Below are 13,672 nucleotides of genomic sequence, written 5' to 3' on the forward strand. Positions count from 1 at the left end.
CACGTTTGCTATACGGCTGGCGCTGGTTGGAGGCTAAAGAAAAGCAGCTTATCTAACGGTGCCATGCTGTCTATTACATAAAACCGGAATAACACCAAAACAGAGCTCCGATTAAAAAAACGGCAAAAGGGGTAATCTATGGCAAGCGCGATGCCAGAAAGTCTGGCAAAAGATGAACCTTTAAAGGAGAGATACCGATGCCGAATACAACAAAACAATTGGAGCAGGAAATTATTGATGTGCTGCAAGCGAACCATGTTTGCTCGTTTGCTACCGTAAATGGCGATAAGCCGATGGTGCGTTATATGGCACTTTTCCATGATGGACTTAACTTATATTTGGCGACAAATCGCGATACGAGCAAGGTTGATGAGCTGCGGGCTAACCCGAATGTTCACATTCTTGTCGGATACGATGGCAAGCCATCTACCGATATTGTTCAAATTCAGGCTCGTGCCGAGTTATGTGCGGACGACAAGCTGCGTGAGAAGCTATGGAATGAAAACTTTAAGCAGTGGTTTGATGGACCTCACGATCCGGAATACATTATTATAGAAACGTTCCCGGAGTATATTGAATACTCGAGCGACGGTGGCGAGACCAAGGTGTGGCTGCAATAGCATCAAATAACGCTAGCAATTAACTAGAGCTATGCACAGGAAAAAAACAAACGAAAAGAGCCTGCTGCTTTCACTTTCATGTGAAGGCGGCGGGCTCTTTTGCTGCAATAGACGATCCGTAGCTAGAAGTGAAACAGCTGGCTGCTTAAGCCGAAATCCGGGGGCCCTTGCTTAAGCCTTCACAAGCTCTTCCTGCTGCGCCTGCTCCGCGCGCTCAGCATCGCCAGCGGCTGCAGCTTCAGGCTGCTCCGCTTGCAGCTCTGCATATTGCTCCATAAAGAAGCTGGTCAGCTCGGTGCATTTTTTCGATAGAGTAGATACGGATACGCTGTACTTCTCGGCAAGCTCGGCTTTCGAGCTTGGAATGCTTTGAATTTCGCAAATCAAATATTCCAAAGCCGCGCAGTAAACGCCGGATTTACGGAAGGAAGGTTTATTCGCATCCGTATACTCTTTCCACATAAACAGAGCAAGGCTAATTTGGGCAGGCGTGTAGCCGTCCTTCATTTGTCCAGCCAGCTCACGGGCAAGCTCTCCATAGGACGGTGCTTCCCACACGAGCTCTTGATCCAGCAGGCGCTCGATATCCGCGTACGATTGCAACCCCCCGGAAGCTTGCGCCGCCGCCAAGCGGCGCTCTTCCTCGCGATCAAGCTCGATACAGCATTTTTTATATTTACGGCCGCTGCCGCAGTGGCATACATCATTTCTTCCTGGCTTTAACATGTTAAGTCTCCTTAGGCAAAAAGTTAATCGCACATAAGGAGCCACAAGGGGCAGCATTCGCTTATGCACCCTTACCATGGTAGCGGTTTTGAAGCATTCAGGCAAGGGGCGGCCGTAAATTCCTGCTCTTATTTATGTCTAGCGGGCACCAATATTTGTACCAGACGGCGTGCCGGAGCCGATTAAATCGCTGCCAGTGGCCAGCTTGAGGAAGTTGCCAAGATTCGGCGATCCGTCTGCATTTCGGGTAACGGTTGGGGTCAAGCTCACGAAGTCAGCAGCGCTTGCGAGCAGACCTTTGCCGTTCACGCTTGCATTGCTTTTCCACCAAACATTGGTATTGGAAACGTCAGTGCCGCTAGTTTTATCGCTAGAACTGCCGCTGAAGCTCAAGTTGTTGGTGAAGGTGTGTGTGCCTAAATCAAAAGCGAAATTGCTTTGTCCATTGCTCCACGAAGTATTGTTTTTCATGGAAATGGAGCCTGGGTTGCTGTTATAGGTGAAGCCATGCTTTTTGTTTTGGAAAGCGATGCTGTTTTCTACAATGTGATTTACAGCAATTTTTTCGCCGCCCAGCTTGAAGCCATTGCCATCGCTGTCAGTTGTCGATGTACCGTCGGACGTTTGGCCATTTTGATAGGCGATGCTGTTGCGAATCGTTACAGCGCCAATGGCTCCGGTTTCGGTTTTTGCAAACAGATCCCAGCCATCATCAACGTTATACGCCGCAATACAGCCGTCGAAAACATTGCCCGGACCAACAGTCAGCTTCGCGGCAAAGCCGTCTGCATCTTCGCCATTATCCGGATCGTAGTTGTCATGGGAGTAAGAATTAATAATTTCATTGTAAGCTGGCCATTCGCTGTAGCCGGCCGTGGATACGTATCGTCCAAGCTGCAGACCCGTATCGCGGTTATGATGGGTTTCTACATTTTCAATGCGGTTGTAATTGCCGCCAATATAGATGCCGTTATCGCCAGCACCCTTCACTTCAAGTCCTTTCACAAACCAGTAATGGCCGTTAATTTGCAGACCGCGGTTCGTAGAGGCAAAAGCTTGTGCGGAAAAGTCCAGCACAGGCTTCTCGCTGCCATAAGCGACAAGTCCTTTGCGTGCACTAACAGAGCTTCCGCTATTCGTGCGCTCAATTGTTACCGTTCCGGAAAAAGCGTAGGTACCGCCGCGCATATAGATCGTTTTGCCCGGTTGAATTTGCGTAAGTGCTGCTGCAAGCGTAAGCGGGCTGCTGATCGTGCCGCTGTTGCTAGCAGAGCCATTCGCTGCTACGAATAGATCGCCCGTAGCTGGCGTTGGTGTAGCGGATGGTGCTGGTGTAGCTGTAGGTGTCGGAGTTGCTGTAGCTGTTGGCGTTGGTGTTGGAGTTGGAGTTGCTGTCGGTGTTGGCGTCGATGCCGAATCCGACACGATGACATTGTCGAATTTAGCAGCCGTCTTAAAGCTGACGAGACCAACAGCACCTGAGGTCAAACTGGAGTCAGTAGCCGTCAGCACCTGCGTGCCATTCACATGCATGGTGATTGCTGAACCAGACATCGTGAGTTTAACCGTATACCATGTACCGGCAGCAATGGGATAATCGACGGTTGCAAGAGTAGTTGTGGAACCGCTTACTTTTTTGCGCAGTTCAAGCTTGCCGCTGCCGCTGTTATAAAGCGATGCCGCATAAAAATTATTGCCATCCTGGTAGCGTCCGGCTACATAAGTACGGTTTGTTCCATTAAAATTATCAATTTTCACTTTGGCTTCAACGCTGTAATCCGTCCAGGCCTGATTTCCTGCGGAAGTGCGGCCCTCTTCGGAGCTTGTTTGGGCATAGGTGTAGGAGCCGCTATCCTGTACGACCGACCATGTACCGCTTGTCGACGTCCAGCCGGATGCTGTGCCCGTTTCAAAATCAGCGCTGTAAAGCGTAGCCGCCTGAACCTTACCGAGCATGGATGTAAAAGGAAGCGCGAGACAGAAGCAGAGCAGGAAGGCGAGTGGTTTGATCCCCTTTTTCTTAAATAGCATAGTAGTGGACATTACATTAATTTCCTCCTTTGTAATCGCTTAAATTGTATTTTATTCCAATTAACCTCCTTGGACACATCGTAAGGAATGAAAGCGATTCCAGCAATAATCATTACCTCACATGTTGTTTTAGCCGCGAAAAATGCGGCTTTTTCGATAGACGGTCTATTTACCGAACGCGCAAGCCAAGCTTGTCATTTGGTTTCAGGAGCAGGGGAATGGGTAAGCATAGATGATAGGCACGACTAAGCGACAGAGGGGAAGCTTTATTATGCGTTTAACCCGATTGAATCAAATTTTTGTCAGCATCGTATTGGTGCTGCTTATTTTGTATTTGTTTGCGCGCAACTCCGCCTTTTTTGACCCGATTATGCTAGCGCTGAAAATCATCTTTGTACCGATCGTGCTGTCGGTATTTTTGTATTATTTGCTCCGCCCATTGGTCGCGCGCCTGCATCGCTGGAAGCTGCCGAAGCCGCTATGCATTTTGCTCCTATATGTGCTCGCGGCTGCGCTCATTACGCTGCTCGGCATCGTCGTATGGCCGATATTGCAGCGCCAGCTGACGGGTTTGCTTGAGCAGCTGCCAAAGCTGGCGGATGATTTTCGAAGGCAGCTGGACCAGCTTCAGAAAAATCAAATCTTGTTCGGGATTGATCTGTCGAAATTTGATTTTGCTGGCTTTAATTTAATGGATAAAGCGGGGCCCTATTTAACGAAAAGCATTGCATCGGCAACCGACTATATGAAAAATGCCTTTTCTGTGCTCTCCAATTTTATAATTGTCGTATCTACGGCGCCACTGCTGCTTTATTACATGCTGATGGATGACCGGGCCGCGGTCCATAAGCTGCTGGATCGGGTCCCTGGGCGATATAAAAACGGTTTGAAAGAGACGCTTCAGGAGATGGACAAAGCGTTGAGCGGCTTTATTGTCGGCCGGGTTACGCTTTGCCTGCTGCTTGGCGGAATGGTGCTCGTTGGCTTCCTTCTAATCGGCGTGCCGTATCCGCTTGTGCTCGCGCTCCTCATTGCTTTCATGAATATGGTTCCGTATATTGGGCAAATTTTGGGGCTTATCCCTTGTGTGATCGTGGCGTTTATCGATGAGCCCTCGTCGGTCATTTGGGTTGTCGTCGTCATTATGCTGGCCCAGCAGATTGAAGGCAACATTTTGTCCCCGTATATTTATGGGCGAAAGCTGGACGTTCATCCCATTACAACGCTGCTGCTTATTCTCGTCTCAGGGGCGCTCGGCGGCATCATCGGCATCATGGTTGCGATCCCGGTTTATTTGCTTGTGAAGATCATCGTCGTGCGGATTTATAATCGCTGGGAAAAAACTGTCACCTAATAGGCTCCCTTCACGTATGAACAGATTAGGTTTGTTCTCATTTTGTTCATATAAATAGAAGGGAGAGGTTTAATTGAACACTGAAATAAACAGACCGCAAGGAAGCCAGAAGCCGCTTAATCCAAAAACGGTAAAAAAGGCGATCATCGGAGCAGCCATCGGCATCGTAGCCGTTACGCTCGGATTTTCATCTTTTTATACGGTACAGGAGCAGGAGCGGGCGGCGATTTTGACATTTGGACAGTATACGGGGGAGTCGACGGCGGGGCTGCATTTTAAGTTTCCATATCCGATTCAGCAAGTTGTTACGGTGCCAGCTGAGCTGGTGCAGCGCATTCATATCGGGTACCGCCAAAATGGCGATAGCGTGACTCCCGTTGACGACGAAGCGCTTATGATTACCGGGGATGAAAACATCGTATCGGCCGACGCCGTCGTCCAGTGGAAAATAAGCAATTTGCATGATTATTTGTACAATATTGATGATCCGGAGCGTTTCCTGCGCAATGCGGCAAGCTCCTCCATTCGTTCGGTTATCGGTTCCGAGAAGCTCGATTATGCGATTACGGACGGGAAAACCGTTATTCAGGATAAGGTGCGGGAGAAGCTGCTGGAGCTGCAGACGAAATATCAAACCGGCATTCAAATTATGGACATTAAGTTCCAGGATATTGAGCCGCCGAGCGGCCAGGTAGAGGAAGCGTTCCGCGAAGTCACGAATGCCCGCGAGGAGAAAAATACAAAGATCAACAACGCGGCAAAATATGAAAACGATCGCATTCCGAAGGCGCGCGGCGAAGCACAGGCACTGCTCGAAAATGCCGAGGCAGAGAAAAAGTCGCGGATTTTGAACGCCGAGGGTGACGTCGCGAAGTTCAATGCGATTTTTGCCGAATATAAAAATAATCCTGACGTTACGCAAAGCCGTCTCATCCTTGAAACGCTGGAAAAAATATTGCCGAATGCGCAAATTTTCATTACAAACAGCAATGGAGATACGGTGAACTACTTGCCGCTGAATGAACTGCTGCGCAGCAAAAGCGCTTCGAGCAGCACCGGCAATTCGCAAACCCCTGCTCCGCAGGCGGAAGGGGGCGTAACACCATGAAGAAAAACCAATTGATTTTGCTAGTCGCCATTGTGCTCGTCGTCATTCTTGGCGCAGGCTCGATGTACATCGTAAAGGAAGGCGAATACAAAGTCGTGCTGAAGTTTGGTGAAGCGGTACGGGTTGCTGAAACGCCGGGCCTCAAGCTGAAAATTCCATTTATCGAAAATGTATCGCCATTGCCGAAATACCAGATGACGTACGAGAGCAATCCAACGTCGATTTTGACGAAGGATAAGAAGCCGATCATCGTGGACAATTATACCGTTTGGCGCATTACGAATCCGGAGCAGTTTTTGAAAACGGCACAGACGGTAAGTGCTGGTGTCCAGCGTATTGATGAAGCGGTGTACAATTCGGTGCGACGCAAGCTGTCTGAGGTGAATTACGATAATATTATTAGCGAGCAGACGGAGCGCGGCAATATTAATGATGAGATTACGCGCGACGTAGCCGAGGCGCTGAAGCGTGACGATTATGGCGTTGAGGTAATCGATGTGCGTATTAAGCGTACGGATTTGCCTGAAGGCAATAAGCAAAGCGTGTACAATCGGATGATTTCCGACCGTCAATCCATCGCGGCGCGTTATTTGTCCGAGGGCGATGAGGAGTCGCGCAAAATTACGGCGAAGGCCGACCGTACCGCAAGCGAGCTGATGTCGCAAGCACAGGCTGACGCGAAAAAAATCATTGCCGAGGGTGAGCAGCAGGCGGCGAAAATCTATAATAAAGCATACGGGCAGGACCCGGCGTTCTATAATTTCTACCGGACGCTGGACAGCTATGTGACAACGCTCAAAAATGAGCCGGTCATCATGCTGCCAATCGACTCGCCATATGCGAAAATATTGCTTGGCAAATAAAGAGCCAGCTTGTGGCTGAATAACGAGGCGGGGAAGAGCAGCACTCTTCTCCCGCCTTTTTTGCCGCCCTCAGGCAGGTGTACAAACCAATTGTGGTGCTGCTGCACTTCCTAATAGGAGCGAGCGAATGATGCTTGCACCCGAAGGGAGGGTGAACGATGGTAGAAAGGATACAGGATTATATTCCAGCGGGCAGGAACAATCGTCCCGGCATCGCCATTCAAGGTCCGAAATATGTGACGGTACATGATACAGCGAACAGCTCGAAGGGAGCGGATGCGCTTTCGCATGCCAAATATTTAAAAGGCAGTGCCGCCGCAGCTTTGCCCGTGTCCTGGCATTTTACGGTGGATGATACGAGGGTCGTGCAGCATTTGCCAGTGGCCGAGCATGGCTGGCATGCAGGCGATGGCAATGGGCCGGGCAACCGCAGCTCAATCGGCATCGAAATTTGTGAAAATGCCGATGGCATCCGCAGCAAGGCGGAGGCGAATGCAGCGGCACTCATTGCCGGATTGCTGCGCCAGCTCGGACTGCCGATTACGGCAGTCGTCCAGCATAACCACTGGAGCGGCAAAAACTGTCCGCATACGTTTCGGAGCCGGCCGGGCGGTTGGGAAAGCTTTTTGCAGCAAATTAAAGCGCTGCTGGGCGATCCAGTAGAGCCAAAACCAGAACCAGAACCGGATAAGCCGGAAGAGGAGGGGGAGCCCATGACAGATGCGGAGCGCCAGCAGTTTGATGCGCTGGTGAAGCGGGTAACCGAGTTAGAAGCAAAGCACAGCATGGCGGTGCCAGCATGGGCGAAAGCAGCGGTTGCGGCTGCGGCAGCAGCTGGAGTCATCGACACGCCGGAAGGCGGATCGCTAGACTTTTATCGCGTGCTGACTGTGCTGTATCGCAAAGGGCTGCTGTAGGCGGCAGGCAGAGGCTGAGCGCAGAGCGAAGGCGGCTCAAGCGAGCCGTCTTTTCGTCATTTTCGACCCAAAAGGGGAATAAACTGTTACAATGGATACTATAGCAGTAAATAGTTAGCCGGCAAAGGAGTGATGTGCAGAATGAAAAAAGGGCGGATTTTAGTCGAGTTTCTAAGACAAAGCTGGCCTTTGTATGCAGTTGCCGTTCTGCTGCATGTCGCATCCAGTATCATTCAGGTGTTCTTCCCGCAGGTGCTGGGAAGGTTTACGGATGCGCTGCAAAATAACGGTTTATCGAGCGGGCTTATTCAAAACTACAGCCTGCTGCTGCTCGCCATTGGCGCGAGCTATGTTGTGCTGGCTTGTGTGGCGCAATTTCTCATTATGTACATTGGCAGACGTTTTGAGCGATTGACACGCGGCAAGCTGTTTGTGCATTTTACCGGACTTAGCGAACGTTTTTATTCGAAAAATGGCGTCGGCAAGCTGCTGAGCTATGTCGTCAATGACGTCACTGGAGTGAGGGAGTCGATCTCGATGGGCGTCAATCAGACGGCTAGTGCGGTGACGCTGTTTTTCGCCGTCGTGACAATGATGCTTTACAGCGGCATTCCGCTGTTCTTGCTAGCCTCGTCCATCGTGCCGCTGCTGCTGATCCCGTTCATCGTAACGAGATTCGGGCCAGTTATTATGCAGCGCTCCAAAAAAGTGCAGGCCTCGCTCGCTACGATGACCGAGTCAGCGGAGGAGCAGTTCGGGGGCATACGCGTCACGAAGAAGTTTGCTGTTGAATCGGTAATGAATGAGCGATTTTTCACAACCGTAGATCAAATCAAGGACAACCAGCTTCGTCTGGTCCGGGTTTCTTCGATTTTTCAGGCGATTATCCCCTTTCTCGGCGCTTTGTCTTTAATTATAGCCATTTCGTTAGGCGGCTACTTAACGGTGAATGGCGAGCTGTCGCTGGGGCATTTTGTAGCATTGACGCTTTACATACGGATGCTCATGAATCCGCTTCAGCAAATCGGCACTGTGATTAATACGATGCAGCGTTCGCGGGCCTCATTGGAGCGGCTGAACGAGCTGCTGTCAGAAACGCCGGATATTCAGGAAAGCAAGGCGGCTGCTTCGCTTGATTTGCATGGCAAGAGCATTCATGTTGCGGGACTGTCTTTTACTTATCCGGGGGCTCGCGAAGCGGCACTGCGCGATATTCAGCTGGACATTCGGCCAGGCATGACGATTGGCATCGTGGGAGCGACCGGCAGCGGCAAGACGACGCTTATGAAGCTGCTGCTGCGCACATATGAAGCGCCGATGGGCACCATTCGTTTTGATGGGACGGATATTCGCGACATTACGCTTGAGAGCCTGCGCAGCCAAATTGGCTACGTGCCGCAGGATGGCTTTTTATTCAGCACCTCCATTCGCGATAATATTGCTTTTTCGGATCGGGGGCGTGAAATGGACGCTGTTGAGGAATCGGCAAGGCAGGCGCAAATATTTGAAAATATTATGGCATTTCCCGAGCAGTTCGAGACGAAGCTTGGGGAACGCGGGGTGACGCTGTCCGGCGGGCAGCGCCAGCGAACGAGTCTTGCGAGAGGCTTCATTAAGCAGGCGCCGCTTATGATTTTGGATGACAGTGTCAGCGCTGTCGATGCTGTAACCGAGACGGAAATTATGAATACGGTACGCAGGATGCGCAAAGGGAAAACGACGATTATTGTAGCCCATAGAATTAGTGCGATCAAGCATGCCGATCAAATTATCGTCATGAAGGAAGGGACGATTGCACAGCAAGGAACCCATGCCGAGCTGTCGGCGAAGCCGGGCTTATACGCATCGCTGTGCGCGATTCAGGAGGAGGGAGAAGCAGATGGCTAATTCCATTCGCAATTGGGAAGCTGACCAGAGGGCTGATCAGCAAATGGGTCCAAACCAGCCGAAGCCAGATATAAAATATATGTCGGCATTTCGGGCGTTATCCGCCTTTGCTAAACCCCATAAATGGAGCTTTACGCTAATCTTCTTCTGTACGCTGCTTGCTATAGCGGCGGATTTGCTCCAGCCCTATCTAGTGAAAGTGATTATTGACGATCATTTGATGGCGGGCAAGGGGGAGTATCGCTCCATTATCGGTATAGGAGCCTTGTATTTGGGCTTAGCAGCTATGAGCCTGCTGTTTACCTACCTGCAAAACAATATGCTGCAATACACAGGGCAAAGCATTGTGGCGAAGGTCCGCAAGCAGCTGTTCGAGCACATTTCAAAGCTGTCGATGTCTTATTTTGACCGCACCTCAAGCGGCAGCTTGATTACCCACGTTTCCAGCGATACGGAATCGCTGAATCAGCTGTTCAGCCAAGTGCTGATGAGCGTGCTGCGCGATGGCATGACGCTGGTGTTCATTATATTTTTGATGTTCCAATTGGACGCACAGCTGGCGCTTTATTGCTTGCTTCTGCTGCCGATTATTGCGGGCATCGCCATCGGTTTCCGTTCTTATATGCGCCGGACCTATCAGCGGGCGCGGACGCAGCTCTCCCGGCTCATAGCTTTTACTGCTGAGAACTTAGCCGGAATGAATCTGATCCAGGTTTTTCATCAGGAGAAGGAGCAGCAGCGAGAATTTACGGAGCGCAATGAAGGTTATTTCCGGGCTAATATGAAGGAAGTAAAGACGCAGGTATGGTTTCGCTGCTCCTTCGATATATTAAGTAATCTGTCTATTGCTTTCGTTACGTGGCTTGGCGGCATGGCGGTGCTGAACAAGCAAATCGAGTTCGGCGTCCTTTACGCATTCATTACGTATATTCGCCAGTTTTTCCAGCCGCTTAATACGATTACGCAGCAGTGGAATACGCTGCAATCGGCAACGGTTGCGGTGTCCCGTATCTGGGGCATATTTGCGCTTAAGCCGGAGGTGGAAAACAAGGCGAAGCCGCGTACGCTTGCGAAAGCGCAAGTACGTGGCGATATTGAATTTGATCATGTTGTATTTGGTTACGGCGATCGGACGCCTGTCATTCAGGGCTTGTCGCTGCATATCCGGTCAGGGGAGCGAATTGGCATCGTCGGCACGACAGGGGCAGGCAAAAGCTCGCTGATTAGCCTGCTCTGCCGTTTCTACGATGTTCGCTCTGGCGGCGTGAGGATCGACGGCACGGATGTACGCGATATCGAGCAAGCGCAGCTGCACCGCATTGTCGGCCTCGTCCAACAGGAGCCCTATCTTTATTCTGGCAGCGTGCTGGATAATGTGAGGCTGTTTGATATGGACATTGATGAGGAAACGGTTATGGAGGCGTGCCGCCTAGTTGGGGCAGATGCTATTATCAAGCGGATGAGCGAGGGCTATAATACGCGGCTGTCCGAGCGGGGAAGCGGCTTGTCTGCTGGCGAGCGGCAGTTGATTTCCTTTGCCCGGATTATCGTATTTCAGCCGAAAATTCTCGTTCTTGACGAAGCGACGGCGAATCTGGATTCGTATAGCGAGCAGCTGCTGGAGCAGGCGCTTGCGATCGTCTCGCGAGGACGGACGACGATTATTATCGCACACCGCCTTTCTACCGTCATGAAGGCTGATCGCATTATTGTGATGCGCAAGGGCGAAATTGCCGAGCAGGGCACGCATGCAGAGCTGGTGAGACGGCATGGGTACTACGAAGAGCTGTATCGCCATTCGCGGGGCAAAGTATTCGCTTGAGCTGATTAAATGAAGCAAAAAATGGGTAATGATAGCGGGTATGCGTTATGTCGAAAAAAGTAAAAAACTAGCAATGCACTTTGGGATTTTTGTCATTTTATATTAGATTTGATATAGTTAACAGTATCAAGCTAAGGAGGGATCTCTTTGAGTATTGATCTAAGGAAGCAAGCGGAAGATAATTTGATTGATTTGAAGAAGAAAGCAACGATTTCCTTAACCAAGCGGGGGCTGAATGGGCAGGTTGCCCGAGTAGCAGCCGTGTTCGATATTTCCGGTTCGATGACGAATTTGTACAGAAGCGGCATTATTCAAAAAACAGCGGAGCGCGCGCTTGCGCTTGCGATGAATTTTGATGATAACGGTGCGGCGGATGTATTCGCTTTTGGACTGAGCAATCATGAAATTGGGGAAATTTATCAAGCGAATTTTTATCAATTTGTAGAGCGGGAAATTACGAGCAAGCATAAGCTTGAGATGGGCACGCAATATGCGGGTGTCATGAAGCAGATCGCAGATTTTTATTATCCAGGGGCGCTGAAGCTTACCCGCAAGGGCGGTTTTCTCGGCTTGGGCGGCCGGACGGAATATGAAATTGATGCATCCAAGATTAAAAATGACCCGCCCGTGTATGTCCTATTTTTCACAGATGGGGACAACTCCGACAAAGAGGAGACGCGCGAGCTGATTCGCGGCTTGTCAAGACTTGGGATCTTCTTTCAGTTTGTCGGCATAGGCAATGAGCGTTTCTATTTCTTGGACGAGCTGGACAATCTGGATGGTCGTTATATCGACAATGCAAATTTCCTCAAGGTGAAAAACCTCGATAAAATTTCCGATGACGATTTGTATGACAGCTTGCTTGTTGAGTTTCCGACATGGCTTAAAGAAGCGAAAGAAAAACAATTATTCTAAATAAATGACATGTTAATCCAGTACATTCTTCCCTTTATAAAATCTTTATACGTTTCGCCAAAATTCTCTGAAACTTGTTGGGCGCTACATGCGTAGAAAAGGTAGAATCAAAACGAAAGCCACGGATGACGAAGCTGCTTCGCCTGATGTGGGAAGGAGGTGACCTCGAACATGAGTATTAATCTGGTTAAGGGACAGAAGATTGATTTGACTAAAGGAACCTCCGGTCTTACCAAGCTGATGGTTGGTCTTGGCTGGGACCCAGCGGTGGAAGAGAAGAAAAGCTTCTTCGGAATGGGACGGAAGCAGGCGGCTAACATTGACTGTGACGCTTCGGCTCTAATGCTGAATGCGAGCGGAAAGCTGGCAAGCCGCGAAAGCCTCATCTGCTTCTATAATAAACAGAGTGCCTGCAACTCGGTCATTCACTCGGGTGACAACATTACGGGTGAAGGGGATGGCGATGACGAGCAAATTGGTATCGATTTGGCGAAAGTGCCAGCCGATGTGGAGAAAATTTTAGTCGTTGTCAACATCTATGAAGCGGAAGCAAGAAAGCAGGATTTCGGCATGATCCGCTCGGCTTATATACGGGTCTTAAATGCGAATAATATGCAAGAGCTGGTTAAGTTTAATTTGACGGATAATTACTCCGGCATGACCGCTCTGATTACAGGTGAGCTCTACCGTCACAATGGCGAATGGAAATTCAACGCTATCGGTGAAGGAGCCCAAGCGCCACATATTGATATTTTGGCGGCGCGATACAAGTAATACCCAATCCCATAAAATGAAAAGAGGTTTTTGACAATGGCAATTAACTTATCCAAAGGTCAAAAAGTAGACTTGACGAAAACAAACCCAGGACTTTCCAAAATTTTGGTAGGTCTAGGCTGGGATACGAATAAATATGACGGCGGCGGCCAATTTGACCTCGACGTATCGGTATTTCTTTTGGCAGCTTCGGGTAAAGTAGAAGGCGAGAAAAACTTCGTATTCTACAACAATACTTCCAATGAGAACGGTTCCGTCGTACATACAGGCGACAATCGTACAGGAGAAGGCGACGGAGACGATGAGCAAATCAAAGTAGAACTGGCAACTGTGCCTGCTGATGTAGAAAAAATAGCTTTCGCTATTACGATCTACGATGCAGAGACTCGCAACCAGAACTTTGGACAAGTTTCCAATGCGTACATCCGCATTGTGAACGAAGCGAGCAGCGAAGAATTAATCAAATTCGATCTGGGCGAAGATTTCTCGATCGAAACCGGCGTTGTTGTCGGCGAATTGTATCGTCACAGCGGCGAATGGAAATTCAGCGCAGTCGGCAGCGGCTATAAAGATGGCCTTGGCGGTCTGGCACGCGACTTCGGCTTGAACTAACATTTAAAAGCATAGAAGCAGGGGCAAGTCCTCTTTTCTCGCG

11 protein-coding genes and 2 pseudogenes are annotated in these 13,672 nt (G+C 49.8%); 10 read left to right on the forward strand and 3 right to left on the reverse strand.

All coding sequences use genetic code 11. The features are described 5' to 3' along the window. Positions 1-197 precede the first annotated feature (197 nt). A complete protein-coding gene (locus AC50X8_RS11480; RefSeq protein WP_494879844.1) occupies positions 198-620 on the forward strand; it encodes a pyridoxamine 5'-phosphate oxidase family protein in 423 nt (140 codons plus the stop codon). Between the two features lie 171 nt (positions 621-791). Here the strand turns inward: AC50X8_RS11480 and AC50X8_RS11485 are convergent, their stop codons facing one another. The 3 genes and pseudogenes from AC50X8_RS11485 to AC50X8_RS11495 all read right to left on the reverse strand — a co-directional run. Continuing rightward, the gene (locus AC50X8_RS11485; RefSeq protein WP_056034060.1) at positions 792-1,346 is read right to left on the reverse strand and encodes an SEC-C metal-binding domain-containing protein; all 555 of its coding nucleotides are present in this window, start codon (positions 1,344-1,346) and stop codon (positions 792-794) included. Positions 1,347-1,484: 138 nt separating this feature from the next. Then, positions 1,485-2,657 (reverse strand): annotated as a pseudogene (locus AC50X8_RS11490) (right-handed parallel beta-helix repeat-containing protein); the annotation flags it as partial. A gap of 120 nt (positions 2,658-2,777) precedes the next feature. Further along, positions 2,778-3,389, reverse strand: a pseudogene (locus AC50X8_RS11495) (LamG-like jellyroll fold domain-containing protein); the annotation flags it as partial. Positions 3,390-3,663: 274 nt separating this feature from the next. Between AC50X8_RS11495 and AC50X8_RS11500 the strand changes: the two are divergent. The 9 genes from AC50X8_RS11500 to AC50X8_RS11540 all read left to right on the forward strand — a co-directional run bounded on the left by AC50X8_RS11500 (position 3,664) and on the right by AC50X8_RS11540 (position 13,629). Further along, the gene (locus AC50X8_RS11500) at positions 3,664-4,731 is read left to right on the forward strand and encodes an AI-2E family transporter (RefSeq protein ID WP_494879846.1); all 1,068 of its coding nucleotides are present in this window, start codon (positions 3,664-3,666) and stop codon (positions 4,729-4,731) included. 73 nt (positions 4,732-4,804) lie between these two features. Then, positions 4,805-5,839, forward strand: coding sequence for an FtsH protease activity modulator HflK (gene hflK / locus AC50X8_RS11505; RefSeq protein WP_063892544.1), 1,035 nt, complete (start codon positions 4,805-4,807; stop codon positions 5,837-5,839). Continuing rightward, the gene (gene hflC, locus AC50X8_RS11510) at positions 5,836-6,702 is read left to right on the forward strand and encodes a protease modulator HflC (protein ID WP_056034052.1); all 867 of its coding nucleotides are present in this window, start codon (positions 5,836-5,838) and stop codon (positions 6,700-6,702) included. The genes hflK and hflC overlap by 4 nt, the downstream gene beginning before the upstream one ends. A 158-nt stretch (positions 6,703-6,860) precedes the next feature. Then, positions 6,861-7,619: a peptidoglycan recognition protein family protein gene (locus AC50X8_RS11515; RefSeq protein WP_494879848.1), complete on the forward strand. Its 759-nt coding sequence runs from the start codon at positions 6,861-6,863 to the stop codon at positions 7,617-7,619. A gap of 141 nt (positions 7,620-7,760) precedes the next feature. Then, positions 7,761-9,506: an ABC transporter ATP-binding protein gene (locus AC50X8_RS11520; protein ID WP_494879850.1), complete on the forward strand. Its 1,746-nt coding sequence runs from the start codon at positions 7,761-7,763 to the stop codon at positions 9,504-9,506. Continuing rightward, positions 9,499-11,328 carry an ABC transporter ATP-binding protein gene (locus AC50X8_RS11525; RefSeq protein WP_494879855.1) on the forward strand — a complete coding sequence of 610 codons (1,830 nt, stop codon included), beginning with the start codon at positions 9,499-9,501 and terminating at the stop codon, positions 11,326-11,328. Before AC50X8_RS11520 ends, AC50X8_RS11525 begins: the two co-directional genes overlap by 8 nt. 147 nt (positions 11,329-11,475) lie before the next feature. Beyond that, positions 11,476-12,243 (forward strand): VWA domain-containing protein, encoded by a 768-nt coding sequence (locus AC50X8_RS11530; protein ID WP_056034043.1) that lies wholly within the window; start codon positions 11,476-11,478, stop codon positions 12,241-12,243. 171 nt (positions 12,244-12,414) lie between these two features. Then, entirely contained in the window at positions 12,415-13,017 is a 603-nt protein-coding gene (locus AC50X8_RS11535) for a TerD family protein (protein ID WP_056034039.1), read from the forward strand. 36 nt (positions 13,018-13,053) lie between these two features. Further along, positions 13,054-13,629, forward strand: a complete 576-nt coding sequence (locus tag AC50X8_RS11540) for a TerD family protein (protein WP_056034038.1) — start codon at positions 13,054-13,056, stop codon at positions 13,627-13,629. The last annotated feature ends 43 nt before the right edge of the window (positions 13,630-13,672 follow it).

It is taken from the genome of Paenibacillus sp. JT22N15 (genome assembly GCF_059383755.1).